Below are 25999 nucleotides of genomic sequence, written 5' to 3'. Positions count from 1 at the left end.
CGGGGGTGAGTGTCGGCCCGGGGGGCGTGAACCCTGGTCGGCGTCGGCCGGAACTCGTATCAGCCTCGAGTGATGTGACAGTATCAGCCCATGCTGACGTCAGCCGATGCTGATCTGATGCGGGTCCTGGCCGACCCGCTCAGGCTCCGGATCGTGACCCTCCTCGCCCGGGAGACGCTCTGTACCACGCACCTGATCGAGGAGACGGGCGCCAAGCAGACCAACCTCTCCAACCACCTGAAGGTGCTGCGCGAGTCCGGGATCGTGGAGACGGAGCCGTGCGGCCGGTTCGTCTACTACCGGCTCAGGCCCGAGGGCCTCGCCGCCCTCGCCGGTCGATTCGCCGACTTCGCCGAAACCGCGCGCACGACCGCCGAGAACAACACCAAGCGGTCCTGCCCCTGACCTGCCGTCAGTGTCTTTCCCCCGGTTCTCTTCCTCGATTGCGGGGCGCTGAACGGACACGGGATCAGGCCGCCCGGGACGCGCCGGTCAACGCCTGGGAGTCGACGGCGTCCTCGCCGTACAGGTCCCGCACCCAGTTGGTCTGGTAGATGGTCTCCAGATACCGCTCACCCAGATCCGGGGCGATGGCCACCGCGGTCAACTCCCGCCCCTCGTGCCGGGCCAGCCAGTCCATCGCGCCGCTGACCACCGTGCCGGTGGACCCGCCGAACAGAAACCCGCGCCTGGCCAGTCGGTGACAGACCCGGATGGTGTCGGTCTCCGCCACGCGCACCACGTCGTCCACATACGACTCGTCCAGCATCGGCGGGCGTCTGCTGGCGCCCAGGCCGGGAATCATCCGCCGACCGGCGTCGCCCCCGAACGTCACGGAGCCCACGCTGTCCACGGCCACGATCCGCACCGGGCGGTGCCACTCGCGGAAGTAGCGCGCGCAGCCCATCAGGGTCCCGGTGGTGCCGGCCCCGACGAACAGGACGTCCAGGTCCGGGAACTGCCGGGCGATGGCCGGTGCGGTCCTGCGGTAGTGGGCCATGCCGTTGTTGGGGTTGGTGTACTGGTTGAGCCACACATAGCGGTCCTCGGAGGCGCACAGCGCGCGGACGTGGTCGATGCGCGCGCCGAGGAAGCCGCTGACGGGGTCGGGTTCGGTGATGACGTGGACCTGGCCTCCCAGGGCCTCCATCATCAGCCGGGTCGCCAGGTTGCAGCGGGAGTCGGTCACGCACAGGAACTGGTAGCCCTTGGCGGCAGCGATCATGCTCAGGGCCACGCCCAGGTTGCCCGAGGACGACTCGACCAGAACCGAGCCCGGTGTCAGCAGGCCGTCGCGTTCGGCGGCTTCGACCATTTCGGTGGCGGCCTTGAGTTTGATCGAACCGGCGAAATTGAAGCCCTCGCACTTGAGGAACAGCGAGTGCCCGAAGATTCCCTCAAGGTCGACGAAGAGATCGTCCTCGTTGAAGTCCTGGGGGACGGATATGACGGGCATGGTCGTCTCCTTCACTGCGAGGGTGGGATCGTCTTCCGGTCTTCCTGCCGCTGATCCGTCCGGGTGCGGCGCGGAGAGGAATTCGGAGCGGCGAGTTGCGAGTCGCCGGAACGACTCCAGTACGCCCGAATCCAGGCCCCCTGTCATGCCACCGAAATTCGGGACTTGACACGCGCTGTCTTCATGCAAAAGCAGTCGTGACCGGGGCAGGGCGGGGCCGTTCAGCGCAATTCCCGGGTGATATTCCCGCGGATCGAACGGGTCTCTGTGAGGCGTGGTCTTAAGCCTGCGCGACGCGCACGGAAAGCAGGGGATCGCGGGGCGACGACGGGCAAAATGGCCGGACTATCAAGACCCATGCGCTTCGTCAAGCCCCGAAATGCAGGGGCAGGACACGAAGCCCCCGGCCGGGCCTACTGGAGAGGCGCGGACATCACGAATCCGTCCGTACCGACCGACGCCGAATGAAACGTCATCGAGGAGCTCACGTGCTAGAGAAATCCGTGGAGGTCTTGACGGCCGAACCGGCTGACATCCCACCCCTCCAGGACAGTGGGGACGCCGATTCGCCGACCGACACCGAAAGGCTTCTGGCCGACGTGCTGGCCGGCGTCGTGCGCGTCGAGCAGGTCCCGGTCGACAGCCACTTCTTCAACGACCTGGGTGCCGATTCCCTGGTGATGGCCCAGTTCTGCGCGCGGGTCAGGAAGCGGGGGGACATGCCGGCGGTGTCGATGAAGGACATCTACCGGCACCCCACCATCCGGAGCCTGGCCACCGCGCTCGACGATGCCGCTCCCGCTCCTGCCCCCGCCCGCACCGCCGCCCCCGTCCCGTCCCCGTCCGCGGAGGCGCCGTCACCGGTGCGGGCACCGACCGACGTACGGGCATCGGCAGAGGGGACGGCGCGGGCCGAGGCGCAGGCGGCGGCTCGTACACGGCGCTACATCGTCTGTGGAGTGCTGCAGTTCCTGATCTTCCTGGGCTATTCCTGCCTGGTAGCCCTGGCCGTCGAGGAAGGTCATGAGTGGATCTCCGCGGGATCAGGCCTGTTCGACCTCTACCTGCGGTCCGTCCTGCTCGGCGGCGCGGGCTTCCTCGGCCTGTGCGTCCTTCCGATCGTGGTGAAGTGGACGCTCGTCGGCCGCTGGCGGTCCGGGGAGTTCCCCCTGTGGGGCATGGCCTACCTGCGTTTCTGGGTCGTCAAGACGTTGATCCGCACCAGCCCCGTGCGTCTGTTCGCCGGTTCACCGCTCTACGTGCTCTACCTCAGGGCGCTCGGGGCACGGATCGGCAAGGGCGTCACGATCCTCTCCCACACGATCCCGGTCTGCACCGACCTGCTCACCGTCGGCGAGGGCACGATCGTCCGTAAGGACGTGCTGCTGTCCTGCTATCGCGCCCACGCCGGCGTGATCCAGACCGGCCCGGTCACTCTCGGCAGCAATGTGCTCGTCAGCGAGCACACGGTCCTCGACATCGAGACCTCGATGGGCGACGGCGCCCAGCTGGGCCACGCCTCCTCCCTGCACACCGGCCAGGTGGTGCCCGCCGGCGAACGCCGACACGGCTCCCCCGCGCAGCCGACCGAGGTGGACTACCGAAGGGTCGCCCCCGCCGACTGCCCCACCGCCAAAAGGACCGCGTACGGCGTTGTACAGCTGCTGAGCCTGCTGGCGGTGTACCTGCCGCTGGCGCTGGGCGGCGTGACTGCCCTGCTCACGGGTCTCCCGCAGCTTCAGACACTCCTGAACCCGCAGCCGATGGCCAGCCCGGCGTTCTACGTCGACGCCCTGATCGCCTCCGTGGTCCTCCTCTTCGGATCGCTGGTCGCCGGCCTCCTCGTCGTGGGCACCGTGCCGCGTCTCCTGAGCCGGGCCGTCCAACCCGGCAAGGTCTATCCGCTGTACGGCTTCCACTACGGCATTCAGCGGGCGATCGCGGTGATGACCAACAGGAAGTCCCTCACCACCCTCTTCGGCGACAGCTCCGGCATCGTCCACTACCTGCGCTACCTCGGATACGACCTGTCCCGCGTCGAGCAGACCGGGTCGAACTTCGGCACCGAAGTGCAGCACGAGAACCCGTACCTGAGCTCGGTCGGCACCGGCACCATGATCGCCGACGGACTGTCCATCATGAACGCCGACTTCTCCAGCACGTCCTTCCGCGTGTCCCGCACATCGATCGGGCCGCACAACTTCCTCGGAAACCGCATCGCCTACCCCGCCCACGGCAGGACCGGAGACAACTGCCTGCTCGCGACCAAGGTCATGGTCCCCATCGACGGACCCGTGCGCGAAGGCGTGGGCCTGCTGGGCTCACCCAGCTTCGAGATCCCGCGCACGGTGATGCGCGACAACCGGTTCAACCACCTCGAGACCGGCGACGAACTGCGCCGCCGCCTGGCCGCCAAGAACAGGCACAACGCGGCGACCGCCGGCCTGTATCTGCTCGCGCGGCTGATCCACTTGTTCGTGATCACCCTCATCACGATGGGCGCGGTCGACCTCTACCCCTCGTTCGGCGCACTGGCGATCGCACTGGCCAGTGTCCTCACCCTCACGTACACCGTCGTCCACTTCGCGCTCGTCGAGCGGGCCTCCACCGGATTCAAGCCCCAGAAGCCGCTGTACTGCTCGATCTACGAACCCTCCTTCTGGCGCCACGAACGCTTCTGGAAGATGGCCTCGGTCCACTACATCCAGGCCTTCGACGGCACCCCGTTCAAGAACGTGATCTGGCGGCTGCTGGGGGCCCGGATCGGCAAGCGGGTCTTCGACGACGGCTGCTTCTTCCCGGAGCGCACCCTCGTCACCATCGGCGACGACAGCACGCTGAACGCGGGCACCGTGGTCCAGTGCCACTCGCAGGAGGACGGCGCCTTCAAGTCCGACCGCAGCGCCCTCGGCAACGGCTGCACCCTCGGCGTCGGCGCCTTCGTCCACTACGGCGTGACGATCGCGGACGGCGCCGCGCTGGCCCCCGACTCCTTCCTCATGAAGGGCGAGGAAATCCCCTCGCACGCCCAATGGGGAGGCAACCCTGCCCGGGAAATGCCGGACCACAAGACCCAGGTCGAGGCCGGTGAGGAACCCCACGCCACCCAGTCCGTCCCGGCTCGCGGCCTCTGACACCGCGCACCGCCGACAAGCAGAGGAAAGACCCGATGGAAACGCATGTGAGTCCCAGCCGGACCGCCCGCGCATACTGGCGCGGCGTACTGACAGCCGGGGGCTTCACCCCCGCCCCACGCTGGACCCTTCAGCCGGTGCCCGGCGTGGGGGAGTACGAGACACCGGTCCCCGACGACACCGTGACCGGGCTGCGCCGACTGGCGGCGGAGCTGGCGGTACCACTGCCCTCGCTCCTGCTGACCGCGCACGCCAAGGTGCTCGCGGCACTGTCCGGAGAGAGGGAGATCACCACCGGCTACGTCGCCCGGGGCGGCACCCCGCTCCTGTGCCGGCTCACCACCGCCCCCGCCTCCTGGCGCGAACTGCTGCACCACGCCCACCAGGTCGCCACCGAACTGCCGGCACACCAGGACGTCCCGGCCGAGGACATCGAGGCTCTGAAGAGCGAACTGGGCCTGACCGGGCCGCTGTTCGAGACCGTCCTCGACCCCACCGAGACCGTCTCCGACCCCACCGAGACCGTCCTCGATCCCGCCGCGATCGACGGAGCCCTCACCGAGGACACCGCACTGCGGGTGGGCGTCCGTCACCACGACGGGCGGCTCGTACTGCGGCTGCGCTACCGCACCGACGCGCTCGACGCCGACAGCGCCGCCCGTATCGTCGGCTACCACCTGACCGCGCTCGCGCTGATCACCGCCGACCCCGATGCCGAGCACACACACCAGAGCCTGCTGTCCGCCGAGGAGTTGCGGTTCCAGCTCGACCAACTGGCCGGACCGGACCGGGAACTGCCCGATGCGCGGATGCACGAGCTGTTCGAGGACCGGGTGCGCAAGCACCCGGACGCCGTCGCCGCCGTGCACGCCGACCGGCAGTGGACGTACGCGGAACTCAATGCCCGGGCCAACCGGCTGGCACGCGCCCTGGTAGCTCGTGGGCTCGCCCGTGAAGGCGTGGTCGCGGTGGTGACCGAACGCAATCTGGACTGGCTGGCCGCCGTGATCGCGGTCTTCAAGGCCGGAGGCGCCTACCTCCCCATCGAGCCGCACTTCCCGGCCGCACGCATCGCCGCCACTCTCTCCCGTGCCGCATGCACGCTGGTGCTGACCGAGCACGGCAGCACCACCACCCTCGACCAGGCCCTCGACTCCCTTCCCGGAACCGAGCGGCTCCTTATCGACACGGCCTACGCGGAAGACCACCCCGACGGTGATCTCGGCATCCCGGTCACGCCCGACCAACTCGCCTACATCTACTTCACCTCCGGCTCCACCGGTGAGCCCAAGGGCGCGATGTGCGAGCACGCGGGCATGCTCAACCACCTCTACGCCAAGATCGACGACCTCCAGGTCGGCGAGGGACACGTGGTCGCCCAGACCGCGCCCCAGTGCTTCGACATCTCCCTGTGGCAGTTGGTCTGCGCGCTGCTGGTCGGCGGGCGGACCCTGCTGGTCGCACAGGACGTCATCCTCGACGTACCCCGCTTCCTCGACACCCTCACCGACGGCGAGGTCACCGTCCTCCAGGTCGTGCCCTCCTACCTCGAAGCCGTCCTGACGGAGCTCGAACAGCGCCCCCGCCCGCTGCCCGACCTGCGGTTCGTGTCGGTCACCGGCGAGGCGCTGAAGCAGGAACTCGCCGAGCGCTGGTTCGCCGTCCAGTCCGGGATCAAGCTGGTCAACGCCTACGGGCTGACCGAGACCTCGGACGACACCAACCACGAGGTCATGGACAGGGCGCCGGACCGCATCCTGCTCGGCCGCGCGGTCAACAACGTGCGCGTCTACGTCGTCGACGAACACCTCACCCCGGTGCCGCTCGGCGCCCCAGGCGTGATCGCGTTCTCCGGGGTCTGCGTCGGCCGCGGCTACATCAACGACCCCGCACTCACCCGGGCCTCGTACCTGGTCGATCCGCACCGCAAAGGCACCCGGCTTTTCCTCGGCGGCGACCACGGCCGCTGGCACCCTTCGGGGAAGCTGGAGTTCCTCGGCCGCCGCGACGCCCAGGTCAAGATCCGCGGCTTCCGGATCGAGATCGGCGAGATCGAGAACACCCTGCTCCGTCTCCCCGGTGTCCGCGACGGCGCGGTGGTGACGGTCGAACGCGCCGACCGGAGCAAGCACCTGGTCGCCTTCTACTCCGGCCCGAAGCCCCTGGACACCGGGATCCTCAGCGACCGGCTCGCCGAGTCGCTGCCCGAGTACATGGTCCCGTCGGCCTTCCACTGGCGCGAAAGGCTGCCGCTGACCGCCAACAGCAAGATCGACAAGAAGGCCCTGGCGGCACTCGCCGAAGCACCCGCCACCACCGACGACGAGCACCAGCCGCCGACCACCCCGACCGAGCAGCGCCTGGCGGCCGCCTGGGCGAAGGTCCTCGGCGTCCCACAGGACCGGATCGGACGCCGTGACCACTTCTTCGACCGCGGCGGCACCTCCCTCTCGGCGGTGAAGCTCGCCATCGCCCTGAACCGCGCGGTGTCCCTCAAGGACGTCACCGCACACCCGGTCCTCACCGACCTCGCCGCTCTGGTCGACCACGGACCCCAACGCCACACGACCCCACCACCGGCCTCCGCCTGACCGACATCGAAGGAACAGCACCATGCCGTACGCGACCCCGGCGCCCCTCCTCGAGGTGGACCTGAACCCCGGCAGACCCCCGATCCCGCACACCGGCACCCCTGCTGTTCGCCTGCCTGAGCGCACCCGCCACCGGCGGAGCGACCGCCGTCGCCGACGCGTCCACCGTCCTCGACGCACTGCCCACCGCCGACGAGATCAGCGCCCCTTACGCCGAGGCCTTCGGCACCGCCGACCGGCGACGTGAGCGCCGTACGACCACCGTCCGTTCCATCGCACTGGAGCCCGTCATGTCCCAGCCGCACCTCGTGCCGACCTTCGCAGTGATCTCCGGCGCCCAGGTCCAGCACGCCCTTCAGGACCGGGAGGAGCAGATCGTGGACCTCGTCGAGGCCACCTATCACCTGCACGCCGCCGGAGAGTCGGTCAACCCTCCGTCCTACTTCCTGCGCTTCCCCGACCGGCCCACCGCCCGGATCATCGCGCTGCCCGCCTCGATCGGCGGACCGGCGCCGGTGGACGGCATCAAATGGATCTCCAGCTTTCCCGACAACGTCCAGGCCGGCATCCCCAGGGCCTCCGCGGTACTGATCCTCAACGACCACGACACGGGCTACCCCTTCGCCTGCCTGGAAAGCTCCATCATCAGCGCCACCAGAACCGCCGCGTCGGCGGCGCTGGCCGCGGACCACCTCACCCGCAACCGGCTGCGCCCCACCCACATCGGGTTCTTCGGTACCGGCCTGATCGCCCGGTACATCCACACCTTCCTGACCGCCCTGGGATGGTCCTTCGAGGAGACCGGCGTCTACGACCTGTCCGGCGACAGCGCCGCCGGTTTCCGCGACCACGTCCAACAGAGCGACGCCGCGGGCCGGGTCACCGTGCACGAGAGCGCCGAGGCAGTCATCCGCTCCAGCGACCTCGTCGTCTTCGCCACCATCGCGGGCGAGCCGCACATCGGCGACCCGGCCTGGTTCGACCACAACCCCCTGGTCCTGCATGTGTCCCTGCGCGACCTCGCACCCGAGATCATCCTCGCCTCGGCCAACATCGTCGACGACGTCGACCACTGCCTCAAGGCCGACACGTCCCCCCATCTGGCCGAGCAGCTCACCGGCAACCGTGACTTCCTGCACGGAACACTCGCCGACGTCATGACCGGCCGAGTGACACCACCCACCGACCGGCCCCTGGTGTTCTCACCCTTCGGACTCGGTGTGCTCGACCTCGCCGTCGGCACATATGTCTACAACGAGACGGCCCGCTCCGGGCACCTCCACGTCATCGAGGGCTTCTTCCATGACCTGCGCCGACACGGCTGACCGGCAGAGTTCGCTTCACATGGAGTGAGACACGCGTTCTCGCCAACGAGAGTTTCGCTCTCAGGGTGCGACGAGATCGGCCCACCGAGTGATCCCGCCGGAGTGGACACGTATGCCGTGCCGAGCCGCCAGCGCGTGGACGATCTCCTGGCCCCGGCCGTGCTCGTCCGGATCGATTCCCGGGGGCGACTGTCCGGCCGGAAGCGCGGATCCCGCGTCGGTGACTTCGACGCGCAGCGTGCTGAGCCCCTCGGCCCGTACCCAGGACAGCCGCAGCTCCGCCGGGGGCAGGGCGTGGACGATCGCGTTGGTGAGCAGCTCCGAGACCACCAGGAGACAGTCCTCGGCGATCTCACAGGACACGTTCCAGTCGGCGAGGACCGCCTTCACCCGCCGGCGTGCGGCCGAAACGACCTCGGCGACGTGGGGCAGCGGGCCGACGTGTTCGACCGCCTCCCGAAGCATCGTATTGAGCTGTGCCGCCATGTCTTCTCCTCCGGAGCGCTGTCGGCGGGTGCCGAGCCTCAGCGCGCGTTGCCGGGCCTCAGTGAACGGTAGGAAGCGAAGTGGGGCCGGTCAATGAACGGCGGTCGCCATTACCGAACGCTCACCTTCGCCCGGTGGTGAACCGGCGGTGGCCTGCACATAAAGCGAACCCTCCGTGGCGGTACTAGGCTCGCCTCATGGCCGGCCCAGTCCAGTCGATCGAACGGGCGGCGGCGATCCTGCGTCTGCTCGCCGGTGGGCCCCGTCGACTCGGGCTCGGCGAGGTGGCGGCCTCGCTCGGGCTGGCGAAGGGCACGGCGCATGGCATTCTCCGCACCCTCCAGCACGTGGATTTCGTGGAGCAGGACGCGTCGACCGGAAAGTACCAGCTCGGCGCGGCGCTGCTGCACCTCGGCACCAGCTACCTCGACATCAATGAGCTGCGGTCGCGCTCCATCAACTGGGCCGATGCCCTGGCCGCCCGTAGTGGGGAAGCGGTCCGCCTGGGCACCCCCTTCGAGGGCCAGGTCCTCGTGATCCATCACGTGTTCCGGCCGGACGACACCCTCCAGACCCTGGACGTGGGTTCACTGCTGCCTCTGCACGCCTCCTCGCTCGGCAAGGTGCTGCTGGCGTACGGGACCGCGTCCCTCGAGTCGGCTTCGGAAGCCGGGCTGGAGGCCTACACCCGGCACACCCTGGTCGCACCGGAGAAACTCACCCGGGCGCTCGCCGAGGTCCGGGAAGTCGGCTGGGCCGCGGAGATCCAGGAGATGAGCATGGGGGAAGCCGGTATCGCCTCGCCGATCCGGGGGCACGGCGGCCTCGTCGTGGGCGCCGTCGGCCTCTCCGGCCCGGTCGAGAGGATCTGTGACAGCCACGGCCGTCCCCGGCCGAACCTGATCACCCTGCTCCGCGAGGCCGCACGGGCGATCTCCAGAGATCTGGGAGCAGCACGCTAGGAGAACCCCGCCTCCTCGACACATCGGAAGGCAGACCGGATCATGGTTGAACGGTATGTGATGTCCATCGATCAGGGCACCAACTCCACCCGATGCATTCTGTTCGACCACCACGGGCGGCTGGTGTCGGTCGTCCAGCGGGAGCATCAGCAGCACTTCCCCAAGCCCGGCTGGGTCGAGCACGACGCCGTCGAGATCTGGCGCAATCTGCGGCGCATCATGCCCGAGGCGCTCTCCGACGCCGGTGTCGGCGCGGGAGAGGTCGCCGCCATCGGTATCGCCAATCAGCGCGAGACGACGGTGCTGTGGGATCGGCGGACGGGTGCGCCGCTGGGCAGGGCGATCGTCTGGCAGGACACGCGTACGGCACCGCTCGTCGAGGACCTGAGAATCCGGCCCGGGGACGAATTCTTTCTCGAGCGTTGCGGTCTGCCCCCCTCGACCTACTTCTCGGCACCGCGGATCCGCTGGCTGTTCGACCATGTGAACGGACTGGATCAGCGCGCCAAGGACGGCGAGGTGCTGTTCGGCACGATGGAGACCTGGCTGATCTGGAACCTCACCGGGGGCGCGGACGGTGGCCTGCACATCACCGACGCCACCAACGCCAGTCGCACCATGCTGATGGACATCCGGGCCCTCACCTGGGACGAGGAGCTGCTGGAGTTCTTCGGGGTTCCCCGCCCCATGCTGCCCGAGATCCGGTCCTCGGCCGAGGGCTACGGGGATGCCCGCTCGGTCCTCCCGGGTGTCCGCATCACGGCAGCCCTCGGTGATCAGCAGGCCGCCCTGTTCGGCCAGACCTGCTTCACACCGGGTGAGGCGAAGTGCACGTACGGAACGGGCAGCTTTCTGCTGCTCAACACCGGTACCGATCTCGTGCGGTCCCGGCACGGACTCCTCACGACCGTCGCCTACAAGATCGGGGACCAGCCCCCGGTCTATGCCCTGGAAGGATCGATAGCCGTCACCGGCTCGCTGGTCCAGTGGTTCCGTGACCGTCTGGGACTGATCAACAGCGCTCCGGAGATCGAGACCCTCGCGCGGACGGTCGAGGACAACGGCGGTTGCTACATCGTCCCCGCGTTCTCGGGTCTCTTCGCACCCCACTGGCGCAGCGACGCACGCGGTGTCATCGTCGGTCTCACCTCCTACATCACCAAGGGACACCTGGCCAGAGCCGTCCTGGAGGCCACCGGCTGGCAGACGCGCGAGGTCGTCGACGCCATGAACGCCGACTTCTCGGTCCCGCTGAAGGAGCTCAAGGTGGACGGCGGCATGACAGCGGACAACCTGCTCATGCAGTTCGTGGCCGATGTGCTCGATGTGCCCGTGGTGCGGCCCATGGTCGCCGAGACGGTCTCCCTGGGCGCCGCCTACGCCGCGGGGCTTGCCTCCGGCTACTGGCCGGACCTGGAAGTGCTGCGCCGTAACTGGCACCGGGCCGCCCAGTGGCTGCCGGACATGGACTCCGAGCGGCGGGACCTGGAGTACGACAACTGGCAGCGCGCCGTCGAGCGGTCGCTGGGGTGGATCAAACCGCCGAGGCCCAGGTGATTCCCGGGCGACGTCGACCGCGCGCCGGAGTGCCCGTCCGCGGGTGGCCGGGAACGCCGAACACCGCGCCGCCCGTACCCGCGGAGTACGGGTACGGGCGGCGCGGTGTGTGCGGCCCGGGGGTGTCGTTACCCCGAGGGTGTTGTTACACGGAGCTGCGCCGGATGCGGCGCAGGAGCACCAGGCCCGCGATCACGAGAACCCCTCCGGCCGCGGCCGGCCAGAGGTTCGTGCCGGTGTCGGCCAGATCGCCGGTGACCGCCTGCGGTTCGGTCTGCGACTGCGACTGCGAACCTGCCTGTGACGTGTCCTGCGCTGTCGCCTGCGTGGACGGGGCGTCCGCGCCCGCAGCCGGCGTCTGCGCGCGGTGGGTTGCTTCGCTGCCGTGGTGCTCGTGCGCGCCGCCCTGCGGTGCGGCGGCCGTGTCGCTCGCCGCGGCCGAGGGTGACGTGTCCGCCTTGGGCACGACGACAGTGCCGGTGCCGGTGGTCTGACCGCCGCGCGTCGGCTCGGTGGTGCCGGGCGTACCGGCCGGAGGCTGCGTGGTCTGCGTGTCCGTGGGGGCTGCGGAGGCTGTCGCGTCGTTGCCGCCGGACGAGGCGTCAGGACTCGGGGACGGCTCGCCCTGCGACGGCTCGCCCGTGCCGGCACCGCCGCCACCAGCACCGCCGTTGCCACCAGCACCGCCGCCGGCCCCTCCACCAGCACCGTCGCCGCACTGTCGCCCGGCGTTGATGCAGTCCACCATCTCCCGCATGAGCGATGCGTCGAAGACGTTGATGAAGTCGTCGTGGTCGGTGATCGCCTTGTGCACCTGCTCCGGGAACCCGTCCACGGCGTACGGGTTCTTCACCTGGCCGTTCTCGAGGGTCGGCGCCGGAACGTCGTAGACCAGGCGCATCGTCAGCTGCGGGATCGCCTTGAAGCCGCCCGCGCAGTTGCCGTTGGCGTCGGCGAAGGCGACGTGCGTGCGGTGGTTGGCGCTGTCGATGTTCTGACCGTCCCAGCAGCTCTGGAAGGCGAACGACCGCACCACGCTGCTGCCCTGGGGACAGATCGGGTACTTGTCCGTCAGCTGCACCTTGTCCTCGAAGCCGGTGCAGCTCCAGTGGGCGTTGGCGTTCGCGGGGCCGTTGGTGAACGCCTTCGCGTCGCCCGTGATGATGCGCAGGAACGTCGGCATCTCGACGACCTTGCTCTGCGGGTTGCCGATGAACTCGATCTGCGCCTGCTTCGCCTGCAGGACCTTCCCGACGTTGCCCTCCAGGCCGCCACCGTTCTTGTCGGCGTCGAACTCCTGCGTGCCGTCCTGCACTCGGAGCACCGGCCAGTAGTACGTGGACTTGTCGCCCTGGTTCTGGCACGTGGTCGCGGCTTTGGCGAGATCGTCGTTCGTGGCGAACGCGTCGTTCGACTGGTTGCCGACGTAGTCGTGCAGGTGATGGGCGCCGTTGGTGACACCGGGGGCGACGATCACGTTGTCGGTGTTGAACTTCTTGTTGGCGTTCACACCGCACGAGCTGGTGAACGTGCCGGTCGAGGCGTTGCCGCCGCTGCCCGGCTTCTGCGGCACGTTCGGCTGGAGCGTCGTGATGTCCACGAAGTCCGCTGCGACGGGGCCGCTGACGGCGCTCGCGCCGCCGCCCTGCTGGCCACCGCCCTGTTGCCCGCCCTGCTGGCCGCCGTTGTTGTTCTGCTGCTGGCCGTTGCCGTTCTGGCCACCGGCGTTGTTCTGGGTCTGGTCCGCGGGGACCGCGGTGCAGGTGGCCAGAGCGTCGAGCGAGTTCGGGGCTTCGGCGCCCGCGTTCTTGAAGTCGGTCTTGATGCGGTCGATGACCGCGCCCCGCTTCTCCTTCAGCGGACCGAGGATCGCGTTCTGGACGAAGTCCGCGTCCTGTGCCTTGGCCTGCTGCTCCGAGGACATTCGTGCGTACGCCTCGGAGACCTGCTGGTCGAGAAGGGCGAGTTCCTTGTCGACGTCCGCCCGCGCCTGCTGTGGCACCTCGGCGAGTTTGCTGCCCACGTCCGGACAGTCGATCGTGGCGGCTCCCGACCAGGTCTGGTTGCTCGGGTTCGCCTGACCGGGCGCACCGGCCGAGCCGCTCTCGGTCGCTGAAGCGTAGACATTGACCGCTACCAGCCCTCCTCCGCCCAGTATCAGTGCGGCTGCGGCAAAAGTTGCACGCTGTGCCCCCATGGGGCGTCTGCGCGTGTTGCGTCTCACGTGTGTACTCCTACGTCCCGTGGCAGGCCAGGCATGGAAATCCCCCGTCCCATACGCAGGCGAGCCCGGTAGCGTTCAAACACCGCACGAATTCACAGCAGCCTCGTAGCTCGCGGCCAAACCTGCCACGATGATCTCGGCCCACACCCGTCAAGCCCGCCCGTGTGCCTTCTGCGAGCGGCGTGACAGCGAGTCGATGACCACCGCGGCGAAGAGCACCCCGCCCGTGATGATGAACTGGACGGCAGCGGGGGTGTCCGTGAGCGCCATGCCCGAGGCGATCGACTGGATGATCAGCATGCCGAGCGCGGCAGACCAGGTCGTGCCGCGTCCTCCGAACAGGCTGGTGCCCCCGATGACAGCTGCCGCGATGGCATTGAGCAGCAGGACGCCCGAGCCCGAACTCTGGCTCACCGAGGTGATGCGCGAGGCCAGGAACAGACCACCGATCGCGGCCATCGTGCCCGAGATCGCGAGCACCGCGGTCTGCACCCCCGTGACACTGAGACTGGCGCGACGGGCTGCCTCGACGCTGCCGCCGAGTGCGTAGATCTGCCGCCCGTAGTGCGTGCGGCGCAGCACGATGTCCAGGCCGGCCACCACGACGAGGAAGATCAGGAGGGCGAGCGGCAGGCCCTGGAAACGGTTGAGCAGATACGCGCCGGTGAACGCCATCACCGCGAGTACTCCGGTGCGCGCCACGATTCCCCGCAGCGAGCGGTACGGCATGCCGACGGTCTTGCGGCGCCGCCTCTCCTGGTAGCACACGAGGAAGACCATGGCCGCGGCGATCGCCGCCAGGCCGTAGGCGACGGCGTCATTGGTGAAGTAGTAGCTGGTCAGCTTGGCGACGAGCCCGTTCTCGTCGAGGTTGACGGTGCCGCTGGTCCCGAGGACGTACAGCATGAAGCCGTTCCAGGTGAGCAGTCCCGCGAGCGTGACGACGAACGCCGGCACCCGGGTTTTCGCGAAGGAGAAGCCCTGGATGGTTCCGGCCGCGGTACCCGTGAGCACCCCGATGATGGCGGCAAGCCATTCGGGCACGCCGTTGTTCACGTTGAGAACGGCGAAGACGGCCGCCGCGAGACCGCTGATCGAGCCGACTGACAGGTCGAGTTCACCGATCAGCAGGACGAAGACGACGCCGACCGCGATGAGACCGGTGCCCGCGACGTCCACGCTGAGATTGGACAGGTTCCGGGGCGAGAGGAAGCTCTGGTTCAGGGACTGGAAGGTGATCCAGACCACGGCGAGGACGAGGACGACGGGCAGTGAGCCCAGTTCGCCGGCGCTGAGCCTGCGCCGGGCGACGGCGGCCCAGCGATCGACGACACGGACGACGGCGCGGACGAAGGCCTGCCCGCGGCGGGGCTGCGGGGCCTCGGCGTCGGGTTCGGTGGGTTCGGCCCGAGCGTTGTCCGCCGTCCTGCGCATCCCTTTCACCACCCCGACTCGTGGGAGGCCATCCGGTGGGGCTCGTTCTCCGTGGCGCCGGTGACGGAGGAGATGATCTGTTCCTGAGATGCGGTGTTCACGTCGAAGAAGCCGTTGTTGCGACCGAGCCGCAGCACGGCGGCCCGGTCCGCGAGAGCTTTGACGTCGCCCATGTTGTGGCTGATGAGCAGTACTCCCAGGCCGCGGTCGCGCAGCTGGTCGACGAGGTCCAGGACCTCGCGCGTCTGCTCGAATCCCAGAGCCGCGGTCGGTTCGTCCAGGAGGAGAACCCGCGGGTTGGCGAGGAGCGAGCGGGCGATGGCGACTGTCTGCCGCTGGCCACTGGAGAGTGAGACGGTGGGGACCCGTAGATCGGGGACACCTTTGGTCAGGCGTTCCAGCAGGTGCCTGGTACGGCGCTCCATCTCCACCTCGTCGAGGAACCCGAACCTGCGGATCTCGCGCCCGAGGAAGAGGTTGCCGACGACATCGAGGTTCCCGCACAGCGCGAGGTCCTGGTAGACGGTGGCGATACCGAGGTCCCGGGCGTCGTGGGGGCGTTTGATGGGGACCGCCCGTCCTTCCCACTCGATGGTGCCCTTGTCCGCGGGGGCGACGCCGGAGATGACATTGACGAGGGTGGACTTGCCGGCCCCGTTGTCCCCCAGGAGAGCGACGACCTGGCCGGCGTAAATCTCCAGTTCGATGTCGGTGAGCACCTCGACGACGCCGTAGCGCTTGCACACGCCACGCAGCGCCAGCAAGGGGGGAGTCGGCACGGTCACCATCTCCTTCCCGGGGCCCGGACCTGCTCGGTACCTGCCTGTCAGGTGAGCCCCGCCTTGCCGCAGGCGGCCACGAGTTGGGGGGTGCAGATCTGCCGGATCGTGTAGACGCCGTCCTTCACCAGGGTGTTCTTGATGTTGCCGACGGTCACGGACACGGGGGTGAGCATGGTGGCGGGAACCGTCCTCCCGTCGCGGGTCCTCACCTTGCCCGTGGCGACCCGGTCGAGGTTTTCATGGCGGGCCGCGGCCACGGCCATGGCCGCGGCGGCTGAAGCCTCGGGTGCGAAGGGTTTGTAGACGGTCATGTACTGATCGCCGGCGACGATGCGCCGCAGGGCTCCCAGTTCGGCGTCCTGCCCGGTGACGGGAGGCAGTGGGGCGACCTTGTTCGCCTTGAGGGCGGAGATGCTGCCGGCGGCGAGGCCGTCGTTGGCGGCGTAGACCCCGTGGATGGTGGAGACGCCGAGGGCGGAGATGGCGCCGGACATGTCGAGGTTCGCGGTCTCCGGCCGCCACTGGAGGATGTCGTACGCCTTGCCGATCCTCACTCTCCCGTTGAGCACGGACAGCGCGCCCTTCTTGAACGCCACCGCGTTGGGGTCACTGGGATCGCCGTTCATCATGACGATCGCGCCGGTGCGCGCCTTGGCGCCCATCGCCTTCAGCAGTGCCCTGCCCTGGAGCCTGCCGACCTCTTCGCCGTCGAAGGAGGCATAACCGGAGATCGGGCCCTCGGAGAGACGGTCGTAGGCGATGACCGGGATACCTGCCGCATGGGCCTTCTTGACCGCGACACCGAGCGATCTGGCGTCGACGGCCACGAGCACGATGGCATCGACCCCCCTGGTGATCATCGAGTCCATCTGCTCCTGCTGGGTGGCCACATCGCCCTTGGCGTTGACGTGCTCGACCGTGCAGTCGTGGCACAGCTCCGTGATCTTCTTCGTGAGCAGTGGCGTGTCCTGTGTCTCCCAACGAGTCGTGGTGGCGTCGGGCAGCAGCACACCGATCGTCAGGTGGTTGCCACCGCCGGAGCCGCTCCCGGCGTCGTGCCCGCAGGCCGTGAGAGCGACGGCCGTCGAGATCGCGGTCACGACGACGGCCGCGCCCCGGATGCAGGCCTTCATGCGAGAGACCTCCCTGTCCTTCACCTCGCGCGGCGAGGGCCCGGTGGCAGGACGACCACGTCGTAAGTGTGACACCGGCTGATGAATATGTCCTATTGATACCCATATACGATTCTGGTGTGCGGGTGCCTGATTTCCATCCGTCGGCACCTGACGCATCGACGGGAGGTAGGTCGCCGACATGCCTCATGACGGCCGTGCCCGGACCGGGGTCCCGGAGCCACGGGCACGCGAGGCCGACGCCGCCGACACCGGTTCACCGCCTCCGGTGCCGGAGGCGGTCACGAGCGAGCGGGCCCTGACGTTCGTGGGGGCGGCACTGACAGCGGTCTACCTGCCCGGTCCCGGGAATCAGGAGCTTCGGCTGGTGGAAACGGCCGGATGCGCCCGTTGCGAGTACGGGCTGCCGGAGCGTTTGCCGCTGTCCGGCGACTCACCCGCGGCGCATACCTTTCGCACCGGCCGGCCACTGTGGCTCACTTCCGAGGCGCTCGCCTCCTACTCCACGGGCGGGCCCACGCCCCCGCGGCCGGAGACGTCGCTCGCCGCACTGCCCCTCGGGACGGAGCGCGGTCGCCTTGGCTGCCTCGTCGTCGTGGGGGATTCGACGGACGGCTTCGAGCCCGAACAACGCCGCTTCCTGGAGCAGTACGCCGACGCGGTCCTCGCCGTGCTCCGGACAGGAACCGGCCGGCCCGCTCCGTCGCCGCTACTGAGTCCGGCCCTGCGGAGTCTGTGCGTCGGCTCCTTCGTCATCACGCCGGACACCGGCCTGATCGAGGCGGACGAGACGCTGCTCGAGCTGGCCGGCATCACGCCTGACGACTTCGACGGCAAGGCGGACACCCTGCTCGCGCATGCCCTCCCGGAGGACATGCACGCGCTGATGTCGGTCCTGGAACCCTCGACCGAGACGGTCGGCCGGCGGGAGCTGGAGTTCCGTGTCCGCCGCCCGACCGGTGAGATGCGCTGGCTGAGCCTGAGCTGCCAGGTGGTGGCCGGCTTCGACGGCCGGCCGGAGCAGGTACGGGGTGTGGTGACGGCGACCTCGGTCCTACGGCAGAGCGCCGACGACGTGTCCAGGATCCAGTGGCTGACTGCCGCACTCGACGATGCCGTAACGGTCCGTGACGTCAGCCGGGTGGTGGTCACCGCGCTGGGTGAGCCGCTGGGCGCCGACCGGGTGGCGCTCGCCGAGTTGCAGGACGACCGGCTCGCCGTCACCGTGCTCGATCCGCCCGAGCCCGCCGCCTGGCCGCAGTGGTGGCGTTCCGAGTGGCGTTCGGAGTGGCCCGACGCACCGGTCAGCGCCCTGCCCACCCTTCAGATGGCTCTGCGGGACGGACGTATGGATCTGTGGTCCGCCGGCGCGGCCCTCGAACCCGGACTCGCGGGCATCGGCGCCGGAGGTCTGGCCGTCCTGCCGCTCCCCGCCAAGGGCTGGGTCGCCGGCGTGTGCCTGGTCGGCTGGGACCAGCCGCACGAGTTCGTCCCCGAGGAGCGGTTCCTGCTGACCGCCACCGCGGCACTGGTGGGACAGGCACTCAAACGTGCGCGCGCACACGACGCCGAACAGGAGCTCGCGACGATGCTGCAGCGCAGTCTCCTGCCCCGGCGCCTGCCCGAGTTGCCCGGCGGGACGGCCGTCGCCCGCTATCTGCCCGCAAAGCGGGGGTTGCAGGTGGGCGGTGACTGGTACGACGTCATAGCCCTCTCCGAGGACCGGGTGGCGCTGGTCATCGGCGACGTGCAGGGACACAGCGCCGGAGCCGCGACGATCATGGGTCAGATGCGTACCGCGATCAGGGCGTACGCCGTGGAGGGCCATCCGCCCGACGTGGTCGTCTCGCACGCCAACCGGCTCCTCGTCGGTATGGAGACCGATCTGTTCGCCACCTGCTGCTATGCCGAGTTGGACATGGAGGAGGGCAACGCCCTGTTCGTACGGGCCGGGCACCTCGCACCGCTGGTGCGCCACCCCGACGGCAGGACCGAGGAGGTACAGGTCGAGGGCGGACTCCCGCTGGGCATCCTCGCGGACGCGGAGTTCCCCATGACCACCTGCGCGCTGGCCCCCGGCACGGTGATCGTCATGGTCACCGACGGCCTGGTCGAGGCCGTCGACCTGCCGCTGGACGAGGGCATGGACCGGACCCGCACCGCGCTCGCCGCGGCTGATCCGGCGGATCCGGGGGAAATGGCCGACGAACTGCTCGGCGAACTCGACCCTCGTGAGGACGACGTGGCGCTGTTGCTGCTGCGCTACGACGGCATGAAGACCCGACCGATACGGGCCGGCTGGGCGGTGTGGCGGCTGCCCGACGCCGTCATGCACGCACGCCGTTTCACCGCACGCGCGCTGCGTCGGTGGAAGGTCGAAGAAGTGACCGACACGGCGTTGCTGGTCGTGTCGGAACTGGTCACCAACGGCCTCGTGCACACTCAGGGCCCGGTCCGCGTCGACCTGATGCTGCGCGGAGACCGGGTGCGGGTCAGCGTGAGCGACTGCTCGCCGCGTGCCCCGGCCAAGCCGGTGATCGTGGACTGGGACGCGACCGGCGGCCGAGGTCTGCTGCTGGTCGAAGCGATGTCGGAGTCCTTCGGTTCCGTGCCGGTGGCCGGCGGCAAGCAGGTGTGGAGCGAGCTGGTCGTGCCGCACTGCGAGCAGGCTCACGTGGACTCGGGGCCCCGGACGGAGCGAGGGGGTCTGCCATGAGGACCCGTACACGGCAGGTCGTCGCGGTGCTCGTCGCGGGATTCATGACGACGTCCCTGGCCGCCTGCGAAGAACTGGAAGAGGAGAGGGGCAAGGACAGCTTCACCGTCGGCCTGCTGCTCCCGAGCCGAACCGTCCCCCGCTGGGAGCGGTCCGACAAGCCGCTGATCGAGAAGCGGCTGAAACAACTGTGCCCCCACTGCACCTTGGAGTACGCCAACGCCCAGAACGACGCGATGAGGCAGCGGCAACAGATGAGCTCCATGATCACCAAAGGGGTCAGGGTCCTCATCCTGGACGCCACCGACACCAGGGCACTGCGCTCCTCGATCCAGGAGGCGCACGAGTCGGATGTCCCGGTCGTCGCCTACGACCGGCTCGCCGAAGGCCCGATCTCGGGCTACGTCAGTTTCGACGGTGCGCAGGTCGGCAGGCTCCAGGGCGAGGCGCTCCTGAAGGCCATGGGTGACAAGGCGAACGGCGGAAACGTCGTCATGATGAACGGCGATCCGAGCAGCCCCAACGCGGATTGGTTCCGTAGCGGCGCACTGTCCGTCGTCTCCGGCAAGGTGAGGATCGGAAGGGCGTACGACACCCAGGGCTGGAGCATGGACAGCGCCCACGCCAACATGTCCGCCGCGATGGCGGCCCTGGGCCCGGACCGGATCGACGGCGTCCTGGCGGCCAACGACACCATCGCCGCGGGCGTCATCTCCGCTCTCAAGAGCGCCCGGGTCAAGCACCTTCCTCCCGTCACCGGCCAGGACGCCGACCTCGACGCCGTGCAGCGCATCGTCAGGGGCGAGCAGTACATGACGGTCTACAAACCCTTCAAGGCGGAGGCCGACGCGGCCGCCGCCATGGCCGTCGCCCTGGGACGCGGGGAGGACCTGCGCGGGATCGCCACGACGACGACCGACAGCCCCACCACCAGGCACATCCCCTCCGTCCTGCTCATGCCGAGGGCGGTGACGGTGGACAAGATCAAGACGACGCTCCTCAAGGACGGCATCTACAGGGTCGACGAGATCTGCACAGCCGAGCTCCGGCCCGCTTGCGAAAAGGCCGGACTCACCCGCTGAAGGGTCGGACTCACCCGCTGAAAGGCCGGACTCTCCCGCTGAGAGGACGAGTGGCGGGTACTCAGCGCACGGGAAAGCCGAAGGAGTACCCCTGCTGCTTCAGCCAGGGCAGGACCTCACGCAGGGCGGCCACGGTCTGGGAGCGGTCCCCGCCGGCGTCGTGGAAGAGGATGGTCGGGCCGTTGGAGATCTCGCTCTTGACGGTGGCGACGATGGCGCCGGTGCCGGGGTGTTCGAAGTCCTTGGAGTCGACGTTCCAGCCGAGCGGTCGCATGCCGTGGGAGGCGGCGAGGTGGCGGCTGTAGGGGGTGAAGGCGCCGCCCGGGGCGCGGTAGTACTCCGGCCGGACGCCCCCGGAGGCCTGGGTGATCATGCGTTCGGCGTCCAGGATCTGCTGGGACTGGTAGGCCTGGGACTTGGTGTCCATGGTGGTGTCGTGCGAGACGGTGTGGTCGCACAGCCGGTGCCCGGCGGCCACCACCGCCTTGACCAGGTCCGGGTGGGCCTGGGCCTGGGTGCCCACCATGCAGAAGGTGGCCTTCACGCCGTTGTCCCGCAGCACCTGGAGGACCTGCGGCGTCCACGTGGGGTCCGGTCCGTCGTCGATGGTGATGTTGACACCGCGGGCCCCGCGGTCCGAGGAATGGGCGATGTCCACCGACACCGGCTTCCCGCCCGGAGCCTTGGACCCGGCGTTCGGTGCGCCGGAGTGCGCCGAGCTGCCGGCCGGCGTGTGCTGCCCGTCGACGGGATTGGCCTGCGCGGTCCACAACGAGGTGGCGGCGGCCGCCGCCGTCACCCCGACCGCCGCCGCGAGAACCCGCCCGTGCCAACCCCGTCCCCCATGCCGCGACATGTCCGCCCCACTCCTCGTCGTCCTTGTGGATCTCGTGCACCCGTGAGGACGGTGATGGGCCGCCGGGGGATGCGTCCGTTACCGATCACGGACAATTCCGCGGGGATTCGGAGACAGAGCGGCGACACCACGCAGGGAAAGTCCTCCGAACGAGCGGCGGCGAGCCCGGCGTTGGTGACCCCGACCCCCTCCTCCGGTATGCGGCCCGGGCTACGGCTGACCTCGGTCCGAGCGGGCTCGCTGCTGACCGACTGTCAGCGCGAGTGCCGCCGGTCGCAGTCCGGGTGCGCTCGCGGTGAGGGTGACGCGACCCGGCCTCTTCGCGGGCGGGAGGATCGTGAGTGCCTGCCCGTGCCAGGTGTGGCGGCGTGGTTGTCGGAACCTGTCGACGTTGTGCGGATTGCCGTTGCCCACGGCGGCGAGCTCACCCGCGCCGTCGACCTGGAACATCACCTTGAGCGTCGCGTCGGGGACGAGACGGCCGTGGCTGTCGGTCACTTCGACGAGCACGTGCGCGAGGTCGTCTCGGCTCGTGGTGAGATCCGTGACGTCCGGAACGAGCCGCGACGCGGCCGGAGCGCCCACCGTCCCGAGCGTCGTTCGGCCGATCTCCTCACCGTCGCGGCCGGCGACCGCCGTCAACTCGCCGGGGGCGTACGGCACGGTGAACGTGGCCGTGGCACGCTCGGGAGTCGCGGCGCCGCCCGGGACCTCGGCACCGTTGAGCAGCAACCGCACACTGTCGCCCGGCGTGTAGACGTGAACCGTCATCGGGCGGCCGGGCTCGACGTCCCAGGTCCAGCTCGCCAACTCGTCGAAGTAGCCCCACCAGACGGCCACTTGCTCGGTCCCCGGCAGCGTCGGACGCTCCACCAGCATCTCCACCGGGCTGACGCCGGACACGGCCGCCCGCCAGTGGTTCTGCGGTTTGCGTCGGCCGGTCGACCATCCGGGCATGACGTCCTGGTCGCCGATGCCCGCGGCCGTCCCCTCGGGCGCCATCGGCGTCTTGCCGATCCCGGACTCTCCGAGACAGTCCCGACGCCGCGATACGCCGCCACCGGGGGCTCCGCGCCAGTCCTCGACGGCGTCGTGACCGACCCGCTTCTCCGCGCCGCCGTCGGGGCTTCGGCCGGACGATCGTGGGAGCTGGGGCATGCTGACAGGATGGGAGCCATGTCGAGGGAACCGCTGCTGGTCAGAGCCCGTGGGCTGTGGGAGGGCCTGGCCCAAGTGCCGGTGTCGTTCGCGCCGACGGGCGGTGTGGACGTGGTGGTCTCCCCGGAGTCCGGGATGTGCCCGGTCGGCTGGGTCGGAGTGGTCGCCCTGGGCGGATCGGCGATCGCGACCGTGCCGAGCGAGAGTGCCGCCGCGATCGTTCGCGACGCGGTGGCGGGTCTGCCGGTGGAAGACGTCGTGGATGGCGTTGCGGTCCGGGAGGTGCTGCCCGTGGCCCGGGTGCTGGGGCCGGCAGCGCTGGCGTACGTGTCTCCGGAGGCTTTCCGTCCGGTGGAAGCCGGTGCGTGGACGGTGGAGCAACTGCCGGCCAGTCACCCGGAACTGCGGCTTCTGGAGCGGGCGGCAGGTCGTGAGGACGCCGGCGAGGCCGCATTGGACGAGATCACGTCGCCCGTGTTCGTGGTCCGAGAGCACGGTCAGGTGGTTGCCGCTGCCGGGTATCGGGCCTGGCCGAGTCGGACCGCGCACGTCGGCGTGCTGACGGCGCCAGGAGCGCGAGGACGGGGGCTGGCCCGGGTGACGGGCTCGGCGACGGTCGCGCATGCCCTTGCTGCCGGGCTCCTGCCGCAATGGCGCGCCCGGCCTCCCGCCTCCCGGCGTGTTGCCGCCGTACTGGGTTTCGAGGAACTGGGCTTCCAACTCAGCGTTGAGATCGCCGGTTGAGATCGTCCGGAAGCGGTCGACGGCCGTTCTCGGGCCGCCCGTACCGGAGTCGCACGGCCGGCCTGGGCGACGACCCGCTCCTACGAGGGTGCGTTGTTCCGGCGCTGTTCCGCCGGTGCCGGGCCGGCCGCAGCGGGCGGTCGGCTCTGCGGTGGGTTGTCCGGAGCGGGACGCGGCCCGCCGCGTAGGGCCGAGGCGAGGGCGGAGACCAGCGCCATGCCCGCGGCGACGCTGAAGACGATGGCCAGTCCGTGGTGGAACGGGCCGGAGACCAGTTGCGGGAAGAAGGTGTGACCGGTCAGGGTGGCGTGCTGGGCCGCGGTGAGGTGGGTGAGGGTTCCACCGGATCCGAGCAGGTGCTCGATGGGGTTGTTGCCGAGGAACGTGGCGAACAACGTGCTCACAGGCGGCAGCGAAGCGGCATGCTCGGCGGTGCCGGCCGGTACGCCGTGCGCCTGGAGTCCGCTGCTGAGCGCCCCGGGCAGGGATGAGGCCAGTCCGGAGACCATCAGGGAGAAGAACACACCGATGGACAGGGCGGTGCCCGAGTTCTGGAACGTGGAGCGCATGCCCGAGGCGACGCCCCGGTACTCGGGCGGCACGCTGCCCATGATCGAGGACGTGTTCGGCGCGGAGAACATGCCCTGGCCCAGCCCGTTGAGCAGGAGCAGCGCCGCGAAGAGCCCGTAGTCGAAGTCGATGGGCAGCGCGAGCAGCCCGAGGAAGGAAACCGCGACGACGACCAGGCCGGTCGTGGAGAACATCCGGGCGCCGAACCGGTCCGACAGGTACCCCGACACAGGACCCGCGATCAGGAAGCCGAGCGTCAGCGGCAGCATGAAGATGCCCGCCCACAGCGGGGTGTCCTCGAACGCGTAGCCGTGCAGGGGCAGCCAGATGCCCTGCAGCCAGATGATGAGCATGAACTGCAGCCCGCCGCGTGCGATCGCGGTCAGCAGCGCCGCCAGATTGCCCGCGGCGAACGCCCGTATCTTGAACAGCGACAGGGTGAACATGGGGTCGGCGACGCGCGACTCGACGTAGCAGAAGAGCAGCAGCAGTACGACGCCGCCGATCAGGCCGCTGAGCACCCACGGATTTCCCCAGCCGGTGGCGTCGGAGCCGTAGGGCTGGATGCCGTAGGTGATGCCGGCCAGCAGGATTCCGGCGCCCGCGGCGAAGGTGATGTTGCCCAGCCAGTCGATGCGGCCGGGGCGCCCCGCCGCGGTCTCGCGCAGGCTCAGGTACGACCAGATGGTGCCGGTGATGCTGATCGGCACGCTCACCCAGAACACCGCGCGCCAGTCGACGGCGGCGAGGAGGCCACCGGCGAGGAGGCCGAGGAACTGGCCGGCGAGCGCGGTGATCTGGTTGATGCCGAGGGCCATGCCGCGCTGCCGGGTGGGGAAGGCGTCGGTGAGGATCGCGGCCGAGTTGGCGGTGAGCATGGAGCCGCCGAAGGCCTGCACGATGCGCCAGAGAATCAGCCACATCGCGCCGGCGCCGGCCCGGAAGGGGTCGAGGGACAGCGCGACGGAGGCACAGGCGAAGATGAGGAAACCGAGGTTGTAGATCTTGACCCGGCCGTACATGTCGCCGAGTCGGCCGAGGACGACGACGAGTACGGCCGACACCAGGAGATAGCCCAGGATCATCCAGAGCAGATAGCCGATGTTGCCGGGCGCGAGCGGGTCGAGCCCGATCCCGCGGAAGATCGCGGGCAGCGAGATGATCACGATGGAGGCGTCCATCGTGGCGATCAGTACGCCGAGCGTGGTGTTGGACAGGGCGACCCACTTGTAGCCGGGGCCCGCGGGGGTGTCCTTCCGACGCGTCCAGCGCGAGGTTTGCGCGGTCACAGCCGTTCCGCCAGTCGGTCGAGGAGGGGCAGGGCCGACGCGAGTGTCCCGCGCTCCTCCGGGGTGAACTCGTCGAGGACGGCCGAGAGCCGGTGTACGGACTCGGAGCGCCGCTCCGCCAGCATGGCCCGTCCCTCCTCGGTGATCGCCACGATGATCCGTCGCCCGTCCGCCGCGTCGGGGCCACGACCGACGAGCCCGCGCTGTTCGAGTACGGCGAGCGTGCTGGCCATCGCCTGTGGCCGTACGCGTTCCAGGTCGGCGAGGGATCCCGGGGAGCTGGGGCCGTCGGCGGCGAGCCGCGCGAGCACCGAAACGCCGGAGAGTGACACGTCTCCCACGGCGTGGGCCTGGCGCAGTCGCCGGGTCATACGTCCCACGGCGAGGCGCAGGTCGGAGGCGAGCCGGACGGTGTCGCTCGGTCCGTGGGTGTGATCGGTACCTGCTTCTATATCCACCTGCACAAGTACTAACAATAGGTTTATCAGTCTGGGCTGGCC

At 69.3% G+C, this 25999-nt stretch carries 19 protein-coding genes; 9 read left to right on the top strand and 10 right to left on the bottom strand.

What is annotated here, in order from left to right:
- The first annotated feature begins 90 nt into the window (after positions 1-90).
- Entirely contained in the window at positions 91-405 is a 315-nt protein-coding gene (locus KVT44_RS26100) for a helix-turn-helix transcriptional regulator (RefSeq protein WP_099924819.1), read from the top strand.
- Positions 406-469: 64 nt separating this feature from the next.
- Here KVT44_RS26100 and sbnA read toward each other — a convergent pair whose 3' ends face one another.
- Entirely contained in the window at positions 470-1456 is a 987-nt protein-coding gene (sbnA, locus tag KVT44_RS26095; RefSeq protein WP_190171695.1) for a 2,3-diaminopropionate biosynthesis protein SbnA, read from the bottom strand.
- Between the two features lie 464 nt (positions 1457-1920).
- On the opposite strand from sbnA, the gene KVT44_RS26090 reads away from it, so the two are divergent.
- From KVT44_RS26090 to sbnB, 3 genes are all read left to right on the top strand, one after another.
- Positions 1921-4590 carry a Pls/PosA family non-ribosomal peptide synthetase gene (locus KVT44_RS26090; RefSeq protein ID WP_217569024.1) on the top strand — a complete coding sequence of 890 codons (2670 nt, stop codon included), beginning with the start codon at positions 1921-1923 and terminating at the stop codon, positions 4588-4590.
- A gap of 35 nt (positions 4591-4625) precedes the next feature.
- On the top strand, positions 4626-7181 hold the full coding sequence (locus tag KVT44_RS26085) for an amino acid adenylation domain-containing protein (RefSeq protein WP_217569022.1): 2556 nt from the start codon (positions 4626-4628) through the stop codon (positions 7179-7181).
- A 290-nt stretch (positions 7182-7471) separates the two neighbouring features.
- Positions 7472-8506: a 2,3-diaminopropionate biosynthesis protein SbnB gene (gene sbnB / locus KVT44_RS26080; RefSeq protein WP_217569019.1), complete on the top strand. Its 1035-nt coding sequence runs from the start codon at positions 7472-7474 to the stop codon at positions 8504-8506.
- A gap of 60 nt (positions 8507-8566) precedes the next feature.
- Here sbnB and KVT44_RS26075 read toward each other — a convergent pair whose 3' ends face one another.
- Complete coding sequence (locus KVT44_RS26075) at positions 8567-8992, bottom strand: ATP-binding protein (protein WP_099924824.1); 426 nt, start codon at positions 8990-8992, stop codon at positions 8567-8569.
- 197 nt (positions 8993-9189) lie between these two features.
- Between KVT44_RS26075 and KVT44_RS26070 the strand changes: the two genes are divergently transcribed.
- A complete protein-coding gene (locus KVT44_RS26070; protein ID WP_060899177.1) occupies positions 9190-9954 on the top strand; it encodes an IclR family transcriptional regulator in 765 nt (254 codons plus the stop codon).
- A gap of 42 nt (positions 9955-9996) precedes the next feature.
- Positions 9997-11511, top strand: coding sequence for a glycerol kinase GlpK (gene glpK, locus KVT44_RS26065; RefSeq protein WP_217569017.1), 1515 nt, complete (start codon positions 9997-9999; stop codon positions 11509-11511).
- Between the two features lie 145 nt (positions 11512-11656).
- Here the strand turns inward: glpK and KVT44_RS26060 are convergent, their stop codons facing one another.
- From KVT44_RS26060 to KVT44_RS26045, 4 genes are all read right to left on the bottom strand, one after another.
- Positions 11657-13708: a DUF1996 domain-containing protein gene (locus KVT44_RS26060; protein WP_217569133.1), complete on the bottom strand. Its 2052-nt coding sequence runs from the start codon at positions 13706-13708 to the stop codon at positions 11657-11659.
- A gap of 177 nt (positions 13709-13885) precedes the next feature.
- On the bottom strand, positions 13886-15169 hold the full coding sequence (locus tag KVT44_RS26055; protein WP_217569015.1) for a sugar ABC transporter permease: 1284 nt from the start codon (positions 15167-15169) through the stop codon (positions 13886-13888).
- Positions 15170-15174: 5 nt separating this feature from the next.
- Positions 15175-15957, bottom strand: a complete 783-nt coding sequence (locus KVT44_RS26050) for an ATP-binding cassette domain-containing protein (RefSeq protein WP_217569013.1) — start codon at positions 15955-15957, stop codon at positions 15175-15177.
- A 38-nt stretch (positions 15958-15995) separates the two neighbouring features.
- A complete protein-coding gene (locus KVT44_RS26045; RefSeq protein WP_217569011.1) occupies positions 15996-17084 on the bottom strand; it encodes a substrate-binding domain-containing protein in 1089 nt (362 codons plus the stop codon).
- 181 nt (positions 17085-17265) lie between these two features.
- On the opposite strand from KVT44_RS26045, the gene KVT44_RS26040 reads away from it, so the two are divergent.
- Both KVT44_RS26040 and KVT44_RS26035 read left to right on the top strand, forming a co-directional pair.
- Positions 17266-19800, top strand: a complete 2535-nt coding sequence (locus KVT44_RS26040; protein WP_190171685.1) for a SpoIIE family protein phosphatase — start codon at positions 17266-17268, stop codon at positions 19798-19800.
- Positions 19797-20882 carry a sugar ABC transporter substrate-binding protein gene (locus KVT44_RS26035; protein WP_217569009.1) on the top strand — a complete coding sequence of 362 codons (1086 nt, stop codon included), beginning with the start codon at positions 19797-19799 and terminating at the stop codon, positions 20880-20882. The genes KVT44_RS26040 and KVT44_RS26035 overlap by 4 nt, the downstream gene beginning before the upstream one ends.
- Before the next feature lie 61 nt (positions 20883-20943).
- Here the strand turns inward: KVT44_RS26035 and KVT44_RS26030 are convergent, their stop codons facing one another.
- Complete coding sequence (locus KVT44_RS26030; protein WP_217569007.1) at positions 20944-21738, bottom strand: polysaccharide deacetylase family protein; 795 nt, start codon at positions 21736-21738, stop codon at positions 20944-20946.
- Between the two features lie 210 nt (positions 21739-21948).
- Positions 21949-22896 (bottom strand): DUF4982 domain-containing protein, encoded by a 948-nt coding sequence (locus tag KVT44_RS26025; RefSeq protein WP_217569005.1) that lies wholly within the window; start codon positions 22894-22896, stop codon positions 21949-21951.
- 18 nt (positions 22897-22914) lie between these two features.
- Between KVT44_RS26025 and KVT44_RS26020 the strand changes: the two genes are divergently transcribed.
- Entirely contained in the window at positions 22915-23640 is a 726-nt protein-coding gene (locus KVT44_RS26020; RefSeq protein WP_217569003.1) for a GNAT family N-acetyltransferase, read from the top strand.
- An 80-nt stretch (positions 23641-23720) separates the two neighbouring features.
- Here the strand turns inward: KVT44_RS26020 and KVT44_RS26015 are convergent, their stop codons facing one another.
- Complete coding sequence (locus KVT44_RS26015; RefSeq protein WP_217569001.1) at positions 23721-25499, bottom strand: MFS transporter; 1779 nt, start codon at positions 25497-25499, stop codon at positions 23721-23723.
- Positions 25496-25957, bottom strand: a complete 462-nt coding sequence (locus tag KVT44_RS26010) for a MarR family transcriptional regulator (RefSeq protein WP_308314113.1) — start codon at positions 25955-25957, stop codon at positions 25496-25498. Before KVT44_RS26010 ends, KVT44_RS26015 begins: the two co-directional genes overlap by 4 nt.
- Positions 25958-25999 lie beyond the last annotated feature (42 nt).

Origin of the sequence: Streptomyces sp. GbtcB7 (assembly GCF_019091445.1) — a bacterium.
In the GTDB taxonomy this organism is placed as follows: Bacteria; Actinomycetota; Actinomycetes; order Streptomycetales; family Streptomycetaceae; genus Streptomyces; species Streptomyces mirabilis.
The sequence above is the reverse complement of the archived record's forward strand: the minus strand, read 5'-3'. Positions and strand labels throughout refer to the sequence as shown.

What these genes read in the sequence shown, in the direction of transcription:
- KVT44_RS26100 (WP_099924819.1), top strand. Translation starts at nt 91, where the DNA reads ATGCTGACGTCAGCCGATGCTGATCTGATGCGGGTCCTGGCCGACCCG.
- sbnA (WP_190171695.1), bottom strand. Translation starts at nt 1,456, where the DNA reads ATGCCCGTCATATCCGTCCCCCAGGACTTCAACGAGGACGATCTCTTC.
- KVT44_RS26090 (WP_217569024.1), top strand. Translation starts at nt 1,921, where the DNA reads ATGAAACGTCATCGAGGAGCTCACGTGCTAGAGAAATCCGTGGAGGTC.
- KVT44_RS26085 (WP_217569022.1), top strand. Translation starts at nt 4,626, where the DNA reads ATGGAAACGCATGTGAGTCCCAGCCGGACCGCCCGCGCATACTGGCGC.
- sbnB (WP_217569019.1), top strand. Translation starts at nt 7,472, where the DNA reads ATGTCCCAGCCGCACCTCGTGCCGACCTTCGCAGTGATCTCCGGCGCC.
- KVT44_RS26075 (WP_099924824.1), bottom strand. Translation starts at nt 8,992, where the DNA reads ATGGCGGCACAGCTCAATACGATGCTTCGGGAGGCGGTCGAACACGTC.
- KVT44_RS26070 (WP_060899177.1), top strand. Translation starts at nt 9,190, where the DNA reads ATGGCCGGCCCAGTCCAGTCGATCGAACGGGCGGCGGCGATCCTGCGT.
- glpK (WP_217569017.1), top strand. Translation starts at nt 9,997, where the DNA reads ATGGTTGAACGGTATGTGATGTCCATCGATCAGGGCACCAACTCCACC.
- KVT44_RS26060 (WP_217569133.1), bottom strand. Translation starts at nt 13,708, where the DNA reads ATGGGGGCACAGCGTGCAACTTTTGCCGCAGCCGCACTGATACTGGGC.
- KVT44_RS26055 (WP_217569015.1), bottom strand. Translation starts at nt 15,169, where the DNA reads ATGCGCAGGACGGCGGACAACGCTCGGGCCGAACCCACCGAACCCGAC.
- KVT44_RS26050 (WP_217569013.1), bottom strand. Translation starts at nt 15,957, where the DNA reads ATGGTGACCGTGCCGACTCCCCCCTTGCTGGCGCTGCGTGGCGTGTGC.
- KVT44_RS26045 (WP_217569011.1), bottom strand. Translation starts at nt 17,084, where the DNA reads ATGAAGGCCTGCATCCGGGGCGCGGCCGTCGTCGTGACCGCGATCTCG.
- KVT44_RS26040 (WP_190171685.1), top strand. Translation starts at nt 17,266, where the DNA reads ATGCCTCATGACGGCCGTGCCCGGACCGGGGTCCCGGAGCCACGGGCA.
- KVT44_RS26035 (WP_217569009.1), top strand. Translation starts at nt 19,797, where the DNA reads ATGAGGACCCGTACACGGCAGGTCGTCGCGGTGCTCGTCGCGGGATTC.
- KVT44_RS26030 (WP_217569007.1), bottom strand. Translation starts at nt 21,738, where the DNA reads ATGTCGCGGCATGGGGGACGGGGTTGGCACGGGCGGGTTCTCGCGGCG.
- KVT44_RS26025 (WP_217569005.1), bottom strand. Translation starts at nt 22,896, where the DNA reads ATGCCCCAGCTCCCACGATCGTCCGGCCGAAGCCCCGACGGCGGCGCG.
- KVT44_RS26020 (WP_217569003.1), top strand. Translation starts at nt 22,915, where the DNA reads ATGTCGAGGGAACCGCTGCTGGTCAGAGCCCGTGGGCTGTGGGAGGGC.